Raw genomic sequence first — 17,347 nt, 5'->3', positions numbered from 1 at the left:
GTTTCGCTCCTTTCCATGAAAATACGGATTCGGTCAAAGCCCGAACCCGCATACGCTATCTTGTTTATTCGTTAGTCTGCTGAAAGAACCGTTTCAACTTCATTTCGGTTCGTATAAAGTTGATAGAACGCTTCCGCTACATTTTTCGGATCAAGTGCCGTTCCACGCTTCACTTCCCCGGCAATCGTGACAGTTCCGACGTAGACACCATCTTCCTTCAACGTATCATGTAACATATGCGTCACTTGGCGAACGCCTGCCTTCCCGATTGAAAGCCCTGGTAACGATTTGATCGCTTGCATCGCAGCGCCGCCTCCAGTAATCAGGATAACGCCGTCTTTCCGTTCCTGCATCGATGGAGCAACGAGTTGTGCGGCATGCAGTGCACCGAGTACGTCGATTTCGAACTCTTTCGTAATCTGTTCTGCCGAAACTTCGAGGACAGACGCTTGATGTAAAATCGAAGCATTGTAGACTAAGACATCGACTTGTCCGTATTGCTCCTCTGTCCATTCGATGAGTGATGCGATATCGGCTTTTCGAGAAGCATCACATTCCACTCCGACCGCTTCCACGCCCGCTTCTTTTAGTTCCGTGATGACGGCTGCGAGTGTTTCTTGTGTCCGCGCCGCACAAACGACTTGAAAGCCTTCTTTTCCGAATCGTTTACTGATTTCATATCCGTTTCCTGGCCCTGCTCCGATGACGATTACTGTTTTCATGACGTATCTCCCCTTCTCATTTCAACTGTGATGGTTATTCCCTGAATCGCGTCATTTCATTCAAAAATCGAGCAATGAAGTGCCTTTTTCTTCTTTCTCCTGCGAAACACCCATGAAACGCGCTAACATCGGATCGACTGTTGGTGTTGCCTGAGGTGTTGACGTAGGTAGCGATATCGTTGAACTTGATGTCGCCTCAGATTCAAGTAATAGTTCACAGTACGTTTTCATTGCTGCAATCTGCTCTTTCTGCGCGGCTCCTGTCGTTTGCTCAATGCGTTGCATCGCTTGACGCATCTTTTCGATGATGTGTTGTTCCGTAATCATCTTGTATTCCTCCTTATGGTAAATTGAGGGTATGAACTTGAAAAGGATGTGTTTTCCATGATTCGTACCGCTTTAGTTGGTTTTGGTATTGCCGGTGAACATTTACATGCTCCTTATTTACACGCACCTGATTATCAGTTAGTCGCTGTTCAGTCGAGTCGTCCGGAAGCAGTCGCTGCTTACGACGCGACGCTACCTGTTTATTCGACACTTGAAGCCCTGCTCGCTAAAGAACAGATTGATTTAGTCGTCATCGCGACAGCAAATGAGCTACATTATCCACTTGCGCGTCTCGCTTTGCTATCGGGCTGTGATGTACTCGTCGAGAAACCGTTCACTGTCACGCTCGAAGAAGCCGAAACGTTGACAGAACTAGCACGTGTACACGATCGGTTACTGACAGTTTATCATAATCGTCGGTATACGAAGGACTTTCGAACGCTGATGACCTTACTCGAATCCGGACGTCTCGGCACGATACAAACGTTCGAAGCGCATTATGATCGCTATCGTCCAGACGTTGAAAATCGTTGGCGCGAACAGGACGTACCCGGTGCTGGTCTCTTGTACGATCTTGGATCACACTTGATCGATCAAGCACTCGTCGCCTTCGATGAAATTCCGGATCGCGTCTTTTGTGACCAAACGATTCAACGGCAAGGTGGGATCGTTGATGACTATACACATCTGATTTTAGCATTCGGTACACGACGCGCTATTTTACACATCGGTTCCATCGTTCCGGCTGTTGGTCCTTCGCTAATGGTACATGGGACAAATGCTAGCTATTTCGTCGATGAAGTCGATACGAAACGCGCGACGTATCAATTGGCTGAAGCAAACGGCCCCCTTGAAGACTTTCCTTTTGTCTCCGGGCAATTTGGGGATTATTATACAGACCTTGCGCCAACCATTCGACAGCGAACAACCCCACCTGTCTCTCCGAAACAGGCTGAACTCGTCATGAAAATCATTGATCGTGCTCAAAAGAGTGCAAAATCGGGTACATGGATAGAAGTAGACTAACTATCCATTCAGACGAACAGGGGGAAGACAAGATGTTTTCAAGTACGGAACGGACAGCTTGGTTAGAAGAGATGGGACAAGAACTTTTAGACGTGCTCGTCATCGGGGGCGGTATCACAGGAGCCGGTATTTTGCTTGACGCACAAAGTCGAGGCATGCGGACAGGATTGATTGAGATGCAGGACTTCGCCGAAGGGACATCGAGCCGATCGACGAAACTCGTCCATGGTGGATTGCGTTATCTGAAGCAGTTCGAAATCAAACTGGTTGCCGAAGTCGGAAAAGAACGTGCCATCGTGTATGAGAACGCCCCACACGTGACGACGCCGGAGTGGATGATGCTTCCACTCGTCGAAGGCGGAACGTTCGGCAGCTTCTCGACATCAATCGGCCTACGCGTCTATGACCAGCTCGCAGGCGTCAAACGCAATGAACGCCGGACGATGCTCAGTAAAGAAGAAACATTACGTTACGAGCCACTATTACGTTCGGAACACTTAGTCGGTGGTGGTCGTTATGTCGAATATAAAACGGATGATGCCCGATTGACAGTCGAAGTCTTAAAGGCAGCCGTTGGTTACGGTGGACGTGCCGTCAACTATACGAAGGCTGAATCGCTCGTCTACCACAATGGAAAAGTTGTCGGTGTCGAAGTCCGTGACATCTTAAGTGACAAAACGTATACGATTCGGGCGAAGAAAATCATCAATGCAACCGGTCCGTGGGTCGACGAACTACGTGAAAAAGATGGTTCGAAAGCTGGGAAATCGCTCCACCTGACGAAAGGGATTCATCTCGTCATCGATCAAGCGCATTTCCCACTCCAACAGGCTGTTTATTTCGACGTTCCAGATGGTCGGATGATCTTTGCGATTCCACGCGAAGGGAAAACCTATGTCGGAACGACTGACACGAACTATAAAGGAGATATTCTTGAGCCGGGTGTCACTGTCGAGGATCAGGATTATATCCTAGAGGCGACGAATCAAATGTTCAACGTCGAGTTACGACCTGAACACGTCGAATCGACATGGTCTGGACTACGCCCACTCATTCATGAAGATGGAAAGGACCCGAGTGAACTGTCTCGAAAAGATGAAATCTTCGTCTCGAAATCCGGTCTGATGTCAATCGCTGGTGGGAAGTTGACCGGGTACCGGAAGATGGCAGAACGAATTATCGATATGGTCGCAGACCAATTCAAGACAGAAGAAAATCGGATTTACCTCGCTTCCCGTACGCACGATATCTTGCTTGGTGGTGGTCATCCACAAGGAAGTAAAGGATTTGCCCGCTACTTGAAGGAACAACAACCAAAAGGAGAAGCACTCGGATTGTCACCGAATGAGGCGACATGGCTCATCCAACGTTACGGTACGAATGTCGAACGTGTCTACGAATTGATTCGGACACGTGGTGACGAGGCGGCTCGTTATCAATTACCGTTACACTGGTTCGGCGCCCTTCTATATGGATTAGAAGCTGAGCTCGTCATGCAACCCGGCGACTTCTTGAACCGTCGTGCCTCGGCCGTCTTCTTTGATTTCCCTCACGCTGAACAGTACGCAGATGGTGTTCTCGCCTTGATGCGTAGCGAACTCGGCTGGTCGGCAGAAGATGAAGCGAGAGCCAATGAAAGCATTCGTCGTGAATTTGATGCGGTCCGCGTCAAAGGACCTGTTCCACTTTCATAACATCAGAAGACCCGATCGCCTTCAGGCGACCGGGTCTTCTTGTATGTTACTGTTCTTCTTTCGAAGCAGCGAGTTCCGCTGCCGGCATGTTGCCTGGGTGTAAATTCGAACTCTTACGTGCAAACGTAAAGTAAAGGACTAAACCAATAGCAAGCCAGATTCCAAAAGCAATCCATGTCTCGAGTTTCAAGTTGAACATCAAGAAAAGACATGCAGCGATTGCTGCGATCGGCACATATGGCATACCTGGACATTTGAACGCACGCGGGAGATCGGGCTGTGTCTTACGAAGAATCAAGACAGCGACAGAGATCAAGACGAATGCTGCGAGTGTACCCATGTTGACGAGGTTTGCGATGACATCGAGCGGAACGAATCCAGCAACGAGTGAGCTACCCAGTCCGATCATCCAAGTCGCCTTGAATGGTGTTTGGTACTTCGGATGCACTTCAGAGAACACTTTCGGGAACATTCCGTCACGCGAGATGGCGAATGCAAGACGCACCATTCCGTAAGTCATGACGAGAATGACTGTTGTGATCCCGAGGATCGCACCGAGATCGATGAATCCAGCTACCCAGCTTTGACCGGCCATTTGAATCGCAAGTGAGACTGGATGATCGACACCAGCGAACTGTTGGTACGGTACGATACCCGTCATGATGGCTGCGACGATGACGTAAAGGACTGTACAAACAGCAAGTGAACCGATGATCCCGCGTGGCAAGTTTTTTTGCGGATCGCGGACTTCTTCAGCTGCTGATGTGACGGCATCAAAGCCGATGTACGCGAAGAAGACGATTGCGGCACCTGAGAAGACGCCTCCCCAACCAAATGGTGTGAACGGTGTCCAGTTCGATGGCTCAACGTAGCCGACACCAACAACGATGAAGAGAATGACGACTGCGACCTTGATGACGACCATGATGTTGTTGACACGTTTCGTTTCCTTGATTCCCATCGACAACAATGCCGTAATGGCAAAGAGGATTAAGAATGCTGGAAGGTTGAAGTATGTCTTGGCTCCTTCGACTGCTCCAGGAGCTGCTGATAAGGCTGTTGGCACATGGATGTTGAATCCTGCAAGTAAGGACTGGAAGTACCCAGACCAACCGGCTGCAACGGCACTGGAGGCGAGTCCATATTCGAGGATCAAGTTCCAACCGATGATCCAAGCGAAGATCTCTCCCATCGTTGCGTACGTGTACGTATAGACGGATCCACTGACCGGAATCGTTGATGCGAATTCAGCGTAAGCAAGAGCAGCTAGACCACAGGCGATGGCAGATAGAATGAATGATACGATAAGTCCTGGTCCTGCAGTCAATGCTCCTGTTCCTGTCAAAACGAAGATTCCGGTTCCGATGATGGCGCCAATTCCTAAAAACGTTAAATCCATCGCGCCAAGATTTCGAGCAAGTCCACTGTTTCGTTTACTTGCAGCAATCATAGCGGAAACATCTTTTTTCCGCGTCAAACTCATGATGTCTTTCCCCCTGTACCTGTTATGATTCGTCCTACGGAGCGAGTTGTCCGTAAGAACTTAATCAAAAATTTACGAAGTTTTCTGATAAATTGATATAGGTCATTATACCTATTTCTATTTTGTTGAACGCTTTCATTCGTTAAACAAAAAAATCCGTACAAAAAAGATGGATGTGTAACACATGTTACACACCCATCTGACAAGTCTCAGTTTGTTAGGTTTTTAATTTGTTTTTCGGGTCTTCACCCACTCCAAAAACACTTGGTAATCCAGCTTTGTTCGTGTCACATAGGCTTCTGACCAACGCTCGATTTGTTCTAAGAAAGCAGTGTCTGAAATACCGATGGCTTGGATGATTTCAACGTCGGCATGATGCGTTAAAATTTTTTCTTTAATCCCGGCATCCTGATCCGCCCGTGCATGCACTTTGGCGGTAATTTGACCTTGAATGCATAAGACATTCTCGAGATCATCCTGACTTTTGATATGCTTTGCTTTTAGCTTTTTCTTATACGGTGAACGCTCACGTACATAATATTCCTTTTGACCAATCGTCAAATAACCAAGATATGGATCTTCGTGTGCCTGCATCGCTTTTTGAGACGTAATGATCCGGCGTCCTTGATGAACCGTTTCTGCTTCAGGACGATAGACGGGAAGGAACAATGAAGGAACAGAAGTTTGAGCTTGTTTCATCTCTAGAATCAAATCCTCTTCCCCTCCCTCCCCCTCAATTAGGATGTAATAGCGCTCAAGACCAATCGATGCCGTTCCACTGTCTAGCTTACGAACGATATCCTTAATCGTATAGAACGATTCGTCACGACGATCCTCGGCATCAATCGTTTCGATATAGGAGGACCAAGCAGACTCAATCGCCATTCGCGTCGGATCATCTATCGCTGCCATATCTGGTAATGTACAAAAACGTCTCACGCCATCCACCAGTTCCGTCCGCTCTCCCATTAATTCCTCACGTTTCTTTTCTGCTTTTTTGATCAACTTTTTGATTGGTCCTTTTGTATTTTCTCGCGTAAAACAAACATCACTCGGATCTTTTCCAAGAGCGTACTTTTTTAAATCGTGTAAGTATTCAAGGACATAATTACGAATCGCAGGAGTCGGGTCGTACCCTGCCTCTTCAGCGAATAACCGGACGGAGACCGCCATGCGAATCAAATCATATAAATAAGATCCTAAGTATCCTTCATCAAAGTCATTGACGTCGTAGATGATCTCTCCCTTCGCATTGCCATGGACACCGAAATTCTCAAAATGAAGATCTCCCTGAATCCAGGTCGGTTTATCGCGAGGCGTATCAAAACCAAGGGGGATTCGCGTCACGTCATAATAAAACAGATGCGAACTCCCACGGAAAAAGCGAAACGGACTCAAGCTCATCTTGTCGTACTTTTCCTGACGTGCTTGCTCATCGAGCTGACGGATTTCGTGATCGTAGAAATCAAGTACCTTCGCAATCGTCATTTGTCGAATCTCTTCATACACGGGTCGAAACATTCAATTCTCTCCCTTCCATTTGAAAAAAGAGCAGTCAAAACGAAATCGTTTGACTGCTCCTTACGTGTTACTCGAAATGTTTTTTATATTCCCCATATCCTGCCGAATCAAGCTCTTCAAGCGGAATAAATCGTAATGCTGCTGAGTTGATACAATAGCGAAGACCACCAAGTTCTGTCGGACCATCATCGAAGATATGACCGAGGTGACTATCCGCATTCGCAGAACGCACTTCCGTCCGCGTCATCCCGTGACTCGTATCGAGTTCGACTTCCATCTTGTCTTCTGAGATCGGTTTAGCGAAACTCGGCCAACCACAGTTTGACTGGAATTTATCTTTCGATGTGAAGAGTGGTGTACCATCGACGATATCGACGTACAGTCCTGGACGTTCTTCATCCCAGTATTCGTTACGGAAAGCGGGTTCTGTCCCGTTCTCTTGTGTGACTTTATACTGAATTGGTGTCAGACGCTCTTTCAGTTCTTTTTCCTTACCTTGGTCCTTCCACGCTTCCTTGATGAATTTCGCCCGACCTGAGCCGACACTATACATCTGATAACGGAACGGATTCTTTTTATAATAATCTTGGTGATATTCTTCGGCTGGCCAAAACGGCTTTTCTGGACGAATCTCTACCGCGACTGGACGCGAGAAGCGTCCTGATGCGTCAAGCGCTGCTTTCGAACGTTCAGCTGCTTCACGTTGTGCTTCATCGACATAAAAGATAGCCGGTTGGTACGATTCACCACGGTCATTGAATTGACCTCCGCCATCTGTCGGATCGATTTGACGCCAGAAGATATCGAGTAATTCTTCGTACGTAATAACGGACGGATCGTACGTGACTTCAACCGCCTCCAAGTGACCTGTCGTTTCCGAACAGACCTCTTTATAAGTCGGGTTCTCTGTATGACCACCGGTATATCCTGAAATGACCTGCTCTACCCCATCATATTTATGGAATGGCTTGACCATGCACCAGAAACAACCACCTGCAAATATTGCTTTTGCCATCTATCTTCCCCTCCTCTGTATGTGTCTATTTTACCTCGTTCAGAGAATGGACTCGACTTTCCTGCTCATTCAATCCTCTGGGTTCGCTTTTAGACGACGCATGACGAAGTAAATCGCCGCAAAGACAAGAAGAAGTCCTCCGAGCGAATACCAGATGTTATTCAAACGATAAATCATTTGGTACAAGGCAAGCGTCACAAGCAATAATGCGATCGGTAAGAAGGCACGCTTGAAGTGGTACCAGTAATTCACGAAGATCGCCTCCTGTTTTTCTTTCATCTTACCCGATATGTCATGTCTTCTGCGAGAGGATTATTCGGCTTGACGGTACTCTTCTTCGAGATAGGTCCGGTACTTCGCTTCCCAAGCGTTTAGCGACACACGCCATAATACGATCGTTGCAATGACAAGTCCTAACGTAACCGGCCAGAACCAAATCGATACGATTCCTGCTGTAGAAGCCAGTCCGATTTTTGAAAACAGAACGTACGTCCAAATGATGGATGTGCATAATAAGATTGAGACCGGAATCGCGAACTTCCATGGAGTGAGCTCGACAGACTGTCGTCGATTGACCTTTCTTGACTGGACGACCGGATAACGATATCCCATGAATACCATAAACAGCACTTCAATCACGAGTAGAATACCGTACCCATGAATATAGCTAATGCCATGATCCCAGCCGAGCAGTTGTTTGAAACCGAAGACGAATAAGTAATACGCGAACACGTGAAAGACGATGACGATTTTCGCCGCAATTGCCGGAATTCGTTTCATGAAAATCCCCATTAATACGATGACGAGAATCGGAATGTTGAAAAATCCTGTGAATTGCCGGATCAAACTCCATAAGCCGTCCGGCGCGTACATCAAGAATGGTGCGATGATGAAAGAGATTAAGGCAACAATCGTTCCGAACCATTTACTGACACGAATCAAATGTTCATCACTCGCCTCTTTCGCAAACACCGGCTGATAGATATCGAGGACGAAAAGTGTCGCAATACTATTTAGCAACGAGTTAAACGAACTAAAGACGGCTCCGAGTAAGACAGCCAAGAAAAATCCCATCAGCGAGACCGGCAGTAACTCCGTAATGAGTCGAGGATATGATAAATCACCGCTTGTTAGTGTGTTCCCATACAAGTGATAGGCAATGATCCCAGGAATCAGCATGAAGATTGGAACTAATAACTTCAAGAACCCTGTCATGAGGACGCCCTTCTGTCCTTCCTTCAAATCTTTTGCCCCGAGCACACGTTGAATGACATATTGATTGAGTGACCAATAAAATAAGTTCGCAAATAGGATACCCGTGAAAATCGAGAAGAACGGAACGGCATCGGTTGAGCTTCCGATTGCGTTCAGCTTTTCCGGTTGCACAGTCGCAATCGTCTTCATCCCTTGAAGTAAATTCCCGTCACCTAGTGCAATAAAGCCAAGCACCGGAACTAGGAATCCGACGAAGACAAGCCCGATCCCGTTCAAAGTATCCGAGACAGCCACCGCACGTAGACCACCAAAAATCGCATAAATCGCTCCGATGATCCCGACGACCCAGACGACTAACCAAAGGGACTGCGTATAACTGAGACCAAATAGCTCTGGAACATCGAACAGTTGCAAGACAGCAATCCCACCTGAATAAAGCATTGAAGGAATCGTGACGCACATATATCCGAGCAAAAAGAGTAAGACTGTCATCCGGCGAACCGTCTCGTCATACCGGTGACTTAAGTATTCCGGTAACGTCGAGATACCGAGCCCGAGAAACTTTGGGAGCAGATAGATGGCCATGATGATGGCAGCAAATCCTGCCGTGACTTCCCACGCCATACTCGACATGTTTCCCATGAAGGATTGTCCGTTTAGTCCAATCAACTGTTCTGCCGACAAATTCGTCAGCAGTAGCGATCCGGCAATGAAAACGCCACTTAGCCCTCGCCCCGCTAAGAAGTATTCATCGACGCCTTGTGTTTTCCCACGCGTCAATCGGTAGGATATGTAGGCAACGAGCAACATGAAAAACGTCGCAGAACCTAATGTAAAAAATAATTCAGATGTAGTCATGCGTCTCCCCCTGTTCTTTATTCATTTTTCTATTTTTGAATATGTATTCATTAATTCCTTTTTTATACTTTTTCAAAACTATATTTTAGAGAACGTTTTCATTTAAGGGAATAAAAAAACACCCTCATTCTAGAAGGTGGTTCCGATTGCAGAAAAATGGGCTGACTCAAAAATGTCTCGTCTTCACGCCCTTTCCTCAGGCGAGATACAAGCCAATTTTCCCGCTCTATTCGAGTAGGAAAACGGGTCTTGTTTGTCTCTGACAGCGCAAAATTGCGCTTTTTCCTGTAGGAGTGGCGTGTAACGTGTCATTCTGGAAGGAGAATCAGAGAATCGTTTTGTTGACTCGACATCGCTTCCTAGGGAAAAACAAGCAAGAGTGACCCTGCAGCGAAGCGGCGCGATGCTTGTCCCAGGAAAACGATTCGAAACGAACAAAAAAGCGCAATCTTTCTCATCAGACTCATCAGAGAAAAATTGCACTTTGTCTTCAATCTCAATCACCTTCATTTATAGAAGGTGGTTCACACATTATGATTGACGTGGATGTTCTGGGAAGTCCATCTCGTCATAACGAACGATTGACGTCCGATTTTTGAATTTGTGTCCTAACCAGAAGGCAAGGAATAATGGAATACCAACATACGTTGCGGCAATTCCGACCCAATCGATTTGATCCGCAAGGAATGCTGCGTAGTTTTGACCAACGATGACGAGGAAACAAAGACCGAATGCGAACAGCGGACCAAACGGGAACGCTGGTGCAACATATGGTAAGTCTTTCAACGAGTGACCTTGTGCAAGGAATCCTTTACGGAAACGATAGTGACTGATTGCAATCCCGAGCCATGCGATGAAGCCTGTCATCCCCGAAGCATTGAGTAACCACAAGTAGACTTGTCCACCAAACATCGACGTCAAGAAACAGAGTGCACCGATTGCTCCTGTTGCGAGCAAAGCGTTACGCGGTACACCGTTTTTCGATACTTTCGCGAACAACTTCGGTGCATCCCCTTGGCGAGCAAGCGTATAAAGCATCCGAGTCGAAGCATACATACCTGAGTTTCCGGCAGATAGAACAGACGTCAAGATGACGGCGTTCATGAGTGCTGCTGAGAAGGCAAGACCCGCTTTTTCAAAGACAAGCGTAAACGGACTAACCGCTACGTCCGTAATGTCATTGGAAACCAAGTTCGGACTCGTATACGGAATGAGCATTCCGATGACGAAAATCGCGAAGACGTAGAAAAGCAAGATGCGCCAGAAGACTTGTTTGACTGCTTTTGGAACATTCTTTTTCGGATCTTCCGACTCACCCGCGGCAATCCCGACCAGTTCTGTACCTTGAAAACTGAATCCGGCAACGAGAATGATACCGATGACGGCAGGAATCCCACCGACGAACGGTGCATCGCCAAGTGCAAAGTTTTTAAAGCCAACCGGTGGCTCTGATGTAAAGACACCAAAAATCATCGCAACACCGACGACTAAGAAGACGATGACGGTAACGACTTTAATCATCGCAAACCAATACTCCGCTTCCCCGAATCCCTTAACGGAGAAGTAGTTCAAGCCAATCATGAGTAAGAGGAACAAGGCACTGAAATAAAATCCAGGAACATCCGGGAACCAATATGTCATGACGATTTGTGCTGCGACGAGCTCGACTGCGATCGTGACTGCCCAGTTGTACCAGTAGTTCCAGCCGAGCGCAAAGCCGAATGATGGATCGACGAATTTCGTTCCATAGGTCGAGAAGGATCCAGCGACCGGCATATACGCTGCCATTTCACCAAGACTTGTCATGAGGAAGTAGACCATCAGACCAACGATTGCATACGATAGGAGCGCCCCACCTGGTCCTGCTGCTGCGACGGAAGCACCGGACGCAATGAAGAGTCCTGTTCCGATCGCTCCACCGATGGCGATCATTGACATATGACGGGCTTGTAATCCACGTTTTAATCCTTCTGCTGTCGAATCTGTTGTTTGTTTCACATCTAGATTGTTCATTTCGTTCGCTTCTCTCTTTAATAAATTTTTGAGAGGACACTTTTTGAATGAAAAAACAAAAAGCGCCCTCATCTTCCAGATGGAAGATGAGAACGCAACATAATAAAATGGATGCGCCTCATTCTACCGTCGTGAAAGATAGCTCTCCACAAGTAGGTGATACCCGACTTGTGACAGTATTAGACCTATTTGATCTAATCCCAATCGATCATCTTCAAAGCGATGATTGATTTCGGCAATTCTTCCTTTCAGGTCACCTCATCTGTCGCTTGACGACATCCGTAACCGTACTCTTAAGAACTGCAACCTCCATCCCACTGGTTGAGTGAGAACTGAATTAAGTTAGTTATTACTACGCCATATTACACAAAACGCCACGAAATTGTCAATTGCCTTTTTCGAATCTGGGGTAGTCGATGGTAAAAATCCGATATGTTTAGTACACTAAATGGTAGAAGTCCACTGAGAGAAAGGATGCTGCTTGCATGCCACAGGAACGTGATTTGCTAACTTATCGACTCGAGGAACAAATGCGTGTCATTCTTCGTACCCTGCGACGTGAACTTAACCGGCTATTTGAAGGAACGGCGACCCGGAGTGAGTTTTTCATCTTACGAAGCCTTTCAGAAAATGGTCCTCAGCGCCCGACGCTTCTTGCGGAACAATTTGAGCTCGCGACGAGTCAAGTCACTGCTTTGACGGATAAGCTGTATAAACAAGGATATGTCACACGGACACGTTCGACGGAAGATCGTCGTTCAATCGTACTCGCTTTGACGGAGGACGGGGAACGTGCATTTCGGGATCTCGAAATCGTCCGGAAAAACTATTTACAAGACCGCTTCGGTACATTGACGGAAGAAGAGCTCGAAACGATGATTCATGTCTTTGATAAAATTTTACAGACGATGGATGAGGATACCCTTACTTCATCTTCTTAAAAACGGTAGATTTTCTACCGTTTTTTCTATTTTGGTCTAAAGATTTCCCTCTGTCTAACCGTTATCTACTTGAGTATACTGGAAGTATATATATGGAAATCTGTTAGCTGGGGGAGTTGGGAGGATTTGTTGTCCATCATGAATCAATTCATCATTAACTTTTGTCTACTGTTCACAACGATTACTCTCTTGTTCTTACCGTTTCGGAATCAACCGCGTATTTCATTGAACTCCAAATGGAGCATTCGACTTATACTCGGAGCAGTCTCTGGTCTGATTGCGGTCTTATTAATGTTCAATGGGATCCAAATCGATGTCGCCCGTGTTGATTTACGTATCGTTCCCGTCGCGATCGCCATGCTGTTCGGTGGTTTCCCAAGCGCCATCGTTGCAGGAGCAATGATCATCGGGACACGTTACTTTTTAACACCAGTTGATCAAATGGAAGGATTTTATTTATCTACGCTGATCATCGTCTTATTCATCACGACGATTGGGATCATTCGTCGATTCGTCCATGTCTCGATGCGTCATTTTCAACTTATGGTGTTGGTCGGTATTCTCTATTCGTTACCCGCCATCTACATCTTGACGCACAGCTGGTCGACATTCTTTAAAATCTCGATTGCGTACGTCTTCTTTAATTTATTAGCTGGCTTTGTTGCCTTTCGATTACTGACGGAATTACGCCGTCACTTCGAAAACATCCAGTATCAGCAGAAACTCGCCATGACGGATGCTTTGACAGGGCTCGCCAATCGCCGTCGTCTGGATGACTCGCTATCGCTTGTCGGTTCGACCGATCAAGGCTATTCACTTGTGCTCATCGATATCGATTTCTTCAAGCATGTCAATGATACATATGGTCATGATGCGGGCGATGATGTGTTACGCCAACTCGGCATGACTCTCGCTTCCTTGACGCGTCCAGACGACCTCGTCGGACGGTACGGTGGTGAAGAATTTTTAATCATCTTACCAAGTACTTCGGCGAAAGAAGCGCAAAAAATAGCAGAACTAGCTCGGCTGACGGTCGCACGTAACCTGTTCCCGACAGCAGATGTACCTGATCTACAAATTACGATCTCACTTGGGATTTCACATTCCAGTGGTTCGCATACGTCACTTGAAGCATTACAACAGGCAGATAAAGCGTTGTATTATTCAAAAGAAAGCGGACGGAATCGGAGTACGATCTATACGAAAGAACTCGCATTCCGACAGGCTTAAACTGATTGGACACTTCCGCAGGGAAGTGTCTTTTTTACGTCCTCATTCCGTCTCTTTAGGAAAACCGATACTCTCAACCGTTCCAAAGACGATCATCCGACTTAATTGTTCTGCCATATACTCTGATGAATACGGTCGACCGTTTCGTAACCAAGAAATCAACAATCCCAACTGTCCACCAATGACATAGTTCAATAATAAGTCCCGATCGACGAACGTAGCTTCTTCTGTGATTTGCGGTCGAAACACAAGACGATAGTTATCTTTCAATGTATCGAGAAAACGGGAGATGAACGTTTTGATCGGTCCTTGAACGAGCATCGTTTGATAGAATAATTCATTTTCTTCGATATGAATGAACAAACGAGCAAAATAGCGACTCACCTGCTCGACTGTCGGAAAGACAGTTCCTGTACCCGTGATCCGAATTGCTTGTTCAAGTGCCTTCATTTGCTCCTCAACGATTTGGTCGAGCAAATCATACTTATCCGTATAGTGTGCGTAGAAGGTCGAACGGTTCACACCGGCTCCATCCGTCAGCATTTTGACAGTAATACTCGAGAAGCTGTGCGTCTTCAATAAACGAAATAATTCCATTGTAATACGGTCACGTGACCGTTTTGGTCGGGGATCACGGCTCTCATTCATCCATATTTCACTCCTTTTTCATCCTCTTTTCATTAATGAATCCGTTATCATCTATTTTTCCAACATTTTGTCGGAAATTGTCGGTTGTTTGTTAGCTAATGATCCATATAATTAACTATATTAATTACTCCTCCCCCCAGAGGAGTACTTTTTTTGAATCGATTGTACACAAGAAAGGATGCTAACACACCCATGAGTATGAAAAAATTATTGATCATCAATATCGTGACACTCATCGTTTTAATCGGTGGTGGTGTTGTCGGATACTACTATTACGATCAAGCAACGAGCTATGTCAAAACAGACAATGCGAAAATCGACGGTAAGATGATAACGGTTGCGAGCCCAAGCGCTGGTAAATTAACAGACTGGTCTGCGAAAACAGGCGAATCACTCGCCAGTGGAGCAACAGTCGGACACGTCATGACGGCACAAGCCGGACAAAAATCGACGGACCTCTCTGTTTCAATGCCCTCAAAAGCAACGATCGTTCAGTCGATGGCGACAAAGAACGGCTTCGTCGCAGCAGGTACACCTCTCGCCTATGGTTTTGACTTAAACGACCTTTGGGTCACAGCGAACATCGAAGAAACAGAAATCGATGAAATCAAAGTCGGACAAACAGTGGATGTCTATGTCGACAGCTATCCGGACACGACACTTTCTGGTGAAGTCGAGCAAATCGGTATGACGACGGCTTCCACGTTCTCAATGATGCCTTCTTCAAACGGAAACGCGAACTACACGAAAGTCGCACAAGTCATTCCAGTTAAAGTATCACTCTCGCAAGAAAAATCACTCGACATTCGACCTGGTATGAATGTGACCGTCCGCATTCATAAGGATTAAGGAGGGACGTTCATGTCTACTACCTTCTTGTTCGGATACAGTGCGTTCACGATTCTGATCATCATCGGCGTCAACTGGATCGCCCGTCGAAGTCGCTCATCCGACACGGCGCTGGCGACGGACGGACCGACTCTTGAGGAATCCCTCGAGGCGGAACCGACGATGACCGTGACACCACCAGTCGCAGCACCTTCAAAACAGGTATCGACTGAAAACGTCAGTATTCCGAAAGTACTGACGGTCTTACTCATCGGTATGTTCATTGCTATTTTGAACCAAACGTTGATTAATGTCGCGTTACCAGTTCTGATCAATGACTTCAACGTGTCGACGTCCACTGCCCAGTGGTTGACGACGGGCTTCATGCTCGTTAACGGGATTTTGATTCCGATCAGTGCCTTTTTGATGCGAAGCTATACGTTCCGCCAGCTGTTCCTCGCTTCGATGACACTGTTTTTCTTCGGATCGGTCATCTGTTCGATGGCAATGAACTTCCCGGTCATGATGATCGGTCGTGTCGTTCAGGCAGCGGGGGCTGGTATCTTGATGCCACTCGGATCAAACGTCTTCATGACATTGTTCCCACCGCATAAGCGCGGTGCTGCCATGGGAATGCTCGGAATCGCGATGATTCTCGCTCCTGCTGTCGGACCTACGATCACAGGATATGTCATCCAAAACTATGACTGGCACGTCATGTTTTATGCGATGTCGTTCTTTGGATTAGTGACGTTGTTACTCGGTACGGCTTGGTTCCGCCTGACGCAGCCACTCTCGAAACCTTCTTTTGACGCACTGGGCGTCTTATTCAGTACGATCGGATTCGGGAGTCTCCTTTACGGATTCAGTGAAGCCGGGAATGACGGCTGGGATAGCCCGATCGTCATCAGCACGATCGTCATCGGCTTAATTGGAATTGCTGCTTTCGCAATGCGTGAGCTGTCGATGGAAGATCCGATGTTGAATATTCGCGTGTTGAAAGTGCCGGAATTTTCGTTCACCCTCTTTATCAATGTCATCGTTACGATGGCGTTGTTCGGTGGGATGTTACTTTTACCGATTTACCTTCAAAGCATTCGCGGTTTTTCACCGGTCGATTCAGGTCTTCTCCTTTTACCCGGATCACTAATCATGGGAATCACCGGACCGATTGCCGGTCGTTTATTTGACCGCTTCGGTATTCGACCGCTCGCTATCTTCGGTTTGACGTTGATGACGTACGGGACATGGGAATTGACGCAATTGAACATGGATACATCGTATTATTCCATCATGGGTATCTACATGCTTCGGTCATTCGGTATGGCATTCATCATGATGCCAATCATGACTGCCGGTATGAACGCTTTACCGATGAAGATGATCCCGCACGGAAACGCGACACAAAACACACTTCGTCAAGTCGCCGGCTCCATCGGAACGGCAATTCTCGTCACCGTCATGACCCGTCAAACGACGGCTCACTTGGCAGACGACGCGAATCAGTTTACGACGCTCGACCCGACGCTTTCGCAACATTTAAACGATCTTGGACAACAGCTGGGTAGCTCACAAGCCGCTTCAACGAGTTGGTTTACGATGCTGACGAAACAAGCAACGATTCAAGGGATCACCGATGCGTTCTGGATTGCAACCGTCTTATCTGCGCTTGCACTGATTCTGTCCTTCTTCTTGCACGGAAAAAAAGAACCGAATCTGGATTGATTGACGAAAGGGGCTGACTCAAAAGTCAGTTTCCACAAAGGTAAGGGTGGCAGAATGATGATCTGCCACCCTTACCTCATAACAAAAAGAATGACGCGTTT

Annotated in this window: 15 protein-coding genes and 1 riboswitch; of the genes, 6 read left to right on the top strand and 9 right to left on the bottom strand. The window is 46.8% G+C overall.

Translation table 11 applies throughout. From position 1 onward, the window contains the following. Positions 1-71 precede the first annotated feature (71 nt). On the bottom strand, positions 72-722 hold the full coding sequence (locus KNQ18_RS11845; protein ID WP_023466746.1) for an SDR family NAD(P)-dependent oxidoreductase: 651 nt from the start codon (positions 720-722) through the stop codon (positions 72-74). Between the two features lie 60 nt (positions 723-782). Next, entirely contained in the window at positions 783-1,049 is a 267-nt protein-coding gene (locus tag KNQ18_RS11840; RefSeq protein WP_050677319.1) for a DUF5327 family protein, read from the bottom strand. 57 nt (positions 1,050-1,106) lie between these two features. Here KNQ18_RS11840 and KNQ18_RS11835 point away from each other — a divergent pair, with 57 nt between their 5' ends. Together KNQ18_RS11835 and KNQ18_RS11830 are read left to right on the top strand one after the other, a co-directional pair. After that, a complete protein-coding gene (locus KNQ18_RS11835; protein WP_149426650.1) occupies positions 1,107-2,075 on the top strand; it encodes a Gfo/Idh/MocA family oxidoreductase in 969 nt (322 codons plus the stop codon). A gap of 32 nt (positions 2,076-2,107) precedes the next feature. After that, a complete protein-coding gene (locus KNQ18_RS11830) occupies positions 2,108-3,769 on the top strand; it encodes a glycerol-3-phosphate dehydrogenase/oxidase (RefSeq protein WP_149426649.1) in 1,662 nt (553 codons plus the stop codon). 46 nt (positions 3,770-3,815) lie between these two features. On the opposite strand, the gene bcaP is transcribed toward KNQ18_RS11830, so the two are convergent. From bcaP to KNQ18_RS11800, 6 genes are all read right to left on the bottom strand, one after another. Beyond that, the gene (bcaP, locus tag KNQ18_RS11825; protein WP_047391976.1) at positions 3,816-5,252 is read right to left on the bottom strand and encodes a branched-chain amino acid transporter BcaP; all 1,437 of its coding nucleotides are present in this window, start codon (positions 5,250-5,252) and stop codon (positions 3,816-3,818) included. A 225-nt stretch (positions 5,253-5,477) separates the two neighbouring features. Next, positions 5,478-6,773: a DUF2252 domain-containing protein gene (locus KNQ18_RS11820; RefSeq protein ID WP_149426648.1), complete on the bottom strand. Its 1,296-nt coding sequence runs from the start codon at positions 6,771-6,773 to the stop codon at positions 5,478-5,480. 67 nt (positions 6,774-6,840) lie between these two features. Beyond that, a complete protein-coding gene (gene msrA / locus KNQ18_RS11815; RefSeq protein ID WP_215084918.1) occupies positions 6,841-7,788 on the bottom strand; it encodes a peptide-methionine (S)-S-oxide reductase MsrA in 948 nt (315 codons plus the stop codon). Positions 7,789-7,857: 69 nt separating this feature from the next. Beyond that, a complete protein-coding gene (locus tag KNQ18_RS11810) occupies positions 7,858-8,040 on the bottom strand; it encodes a hypothetical protein (protein WP_035399267.1) in 183 nt (60 codons plus the stop codon). Positions 8,041-8,100: 60 nt separating this feature from the next. Further along, the gene (locus tag KNQ18_RS11805) at positions 8,101-9,861 is read right to left on the bottom strand and encodes a solute:sodium symporter family transporter (RefSeq protein WP_149426646.1); all 1,761 of its coding nucleotides are present in this window, start codon (positions 9,859-9,861) and stop codon (positions 8,101-8,103) included. Between the two features lie 531 nt (positions 9,862-10,392). Then, complete coding sequence (locus KNQ18_RS11800; protein WP_055969897.1) at positions 10,393-11,874, bottom strand: amino acid permease; 1,482 nt, start codon at positions 11,872-11,874, stop codon at positions 10,393-10,395. Between the two features lie 131 nt (positions 11,875-12,005). Next, positions 12,006-12,194: riboswitch (Lysine riboswitch) on the bottom strand. Positions 12,195-12,359: 165 nt separating this feature from the next. Between KNQ18_RS11800 and KNQ18_RS11795 the strand changes: the two genes are divergently transcribed. Together KNQ18_RS11795 and KNQ18_RS11790 are read left to right on the top strand one after the other, a co-directional pair. Further along, the gene (locus KNQ18_RS11795) at positions 12,360-12,815 is read left to right on the top strand and encodes a MarR family winged helix-turn-helix transcriptional regulator (protein WP_087682215.1); all 456 of its coding nucleotides are present in this window, start codon (positions 12,360-12,362) and stop codon (positions 12,813-12,815) included. Between the two features lie 138 nt (positions 12,816-12,953). After that, positions 12,954-14,045, top strand: coding sequence for a diguanylate cyclase (locus KNQ18_RS11790; RefSeq protein WP_231884709.1), 1,092 nt, complete (start codon positions 12,954-12,956; stop codon positions 14,043-14,045). 42 nt (positions 14,046-14,087) lie between these two features. Here the strand turns inward: KNQ18_RS11790 and KNQ18_RS11785 are convergent, their stop codons facing one another. Next, a complete protein-coding gene (locus KNQ18_RS11785; RefSeq protein WP_050677328.1) occupies positions 14,088-14,693 on the bottom strand; it encodes a TetR/AcrR family transcriptional regulator in 606 nt (201 codons plus the stop codon). Between the two features lie 192 nt (positions 14,694-14,885). On the opposite strand from KNQ18_RS11785, the gene KNQ18_RS11780 reads away from it, so the two are divergent. Both KNQ18_RS11780 and KNQ18_RS11775 read left to right on the top strand, forming a co-directional pair. Further along, positions 14,886-15,542, top strand: coding sequence for an HlyD family secretion protein (locus KNQ18_RS11780; RefSeq protein ID WP_149426645.1), 657 nt, complete (start codon positions 14,886-14,888; stop codon positions 15,540-15,542). A 12-nt stretch (positions 15,543-15,554) separates the two neighbouring features. After that, a complete protein-coding gene (locus tag KNQ18_RS11775) occupies positions 15,555-17,246 on the top strand; it encodes a DHA2 family efflux MFS transporter permease subunit (RefSeq protein WP_058265449.1) in 1,692 nt (563 codons plus the stop codon). Positions 17,247-17,347 lie beyond the last annotated feature (101 nt).

It is taken from the genome of Exiguobacterium sp. s78, assembly GCF_018618985.1.
Lineage (GTDB): Bacteria > Bacillota > Bacilli > Exiguobacteriales > Exiguobacteriaceae > Exiguobacterium_A > Exiguobacterium_A abrahamii.
This window is presented reverse-complemented; position numbering and strand designations above follow the sequence as displayed.

Excerpts from the sequence above, each read along its gene's own strand:
- KNQ18_RS11800 (WP_055969897.1), bottom strand. The coding sequence starts at position 11,874 with ATGAACAATCTAGATGTGAAACAAACAACAGATTCGACAGCAGAAGGA.
- msrA (WP_215084918.1), bottom strand. The coding sequence starts at position 7,788 with ATGGCAAAAGCAATATTTGCAGGTGGTTGTTTCTGGTGCATGGTCAAG.
- bcaP (WP_047391976.1), bottom strand. The coding sequence starts at position 5,252 with ATGAGTTTGACGCGGAAAAAAGATGTTTCCGCTATGATTGCTGCAAGT.
- KNQ18_RS11790 (WP_231884709.1), top strand. The coding sequence starts at position 12,954 with ATGAATCAATTCATCATTAACTTTTGTCTACTGTTCACAACGATTACT.
- KNQ18_RS11805 (WP_149426646.1), bottom strand. The coding sequence starts at position 9,861 with ATGACTACATCTGAATTATTTTTTACATTAGGTTCTGCGACGTTTTTC.
- KNQ18_RS11795 (WP_087682215.1), top strand. The coding sequence starts at position 12,360 with ATGCCACAGGAACGTGATTTGCTAACTTATCGACTCGAGGAACAAATG.
- KNQ18_RS11775 (WP_058265449.1), top strand. The coding sequence starts at position 15,555 with ATGTCTACTACCTTCTTGTTCGGATACAGTGCGTTCACGATTCTGATC.
- KNQ18_RS11830 (WP_149426649.1), top strand. The coding sequence starts at position 2,108 with ATGTTTTCAAGTACGGAACGGACAGCTTGGTTAGAAGAGATGGGACAA.
- KNQ18_RS11840 (WP_050677319.1), bottom strand. The coding sequence starts at position 1,049 with ATGATTACGGAACAACACATCATCGAAAAGATGCGTCAAGCGATGCAA.
- KNQ18_RS11835 (WP_149426650.1), top strand. The coding sequence starts at position 1,107 with ATGATTCGTACCGCTTTAGTTGGTTTTGGTATTGCCGGTGAACATTTA.
- KNQ18_RS11845 (WP_023466746.1), bottom strand. The coding sequence starts at position 722 with ATGAAAACAGTAATCGTCATCGGAGCAGGGCCAGGAAACGGATATGAA.
- KNQ18_RS11820 (WP_149426648.1), bottom strand. The coding sequence starts at position 6,773 with ATGTTTCGACCCGTGTATGAAGAGATTCGACAAATGACGATTGCGAAG.
- KNQ18_RS11785 (WP_050677328.1), bottom strand. The coding sequence starts at position 14,693 with ATGAATGAGAGCCGTGATCCCCGACCAAAACGGTCACGTGACCGTATT.
- KNQ18_RS11780 (WP_149426645.1), top strand. The coding sequence starts at position 14,886 with ATGAGTATGAAAAAATTATTGATCATCAATATCGTGACACTCATCGTT.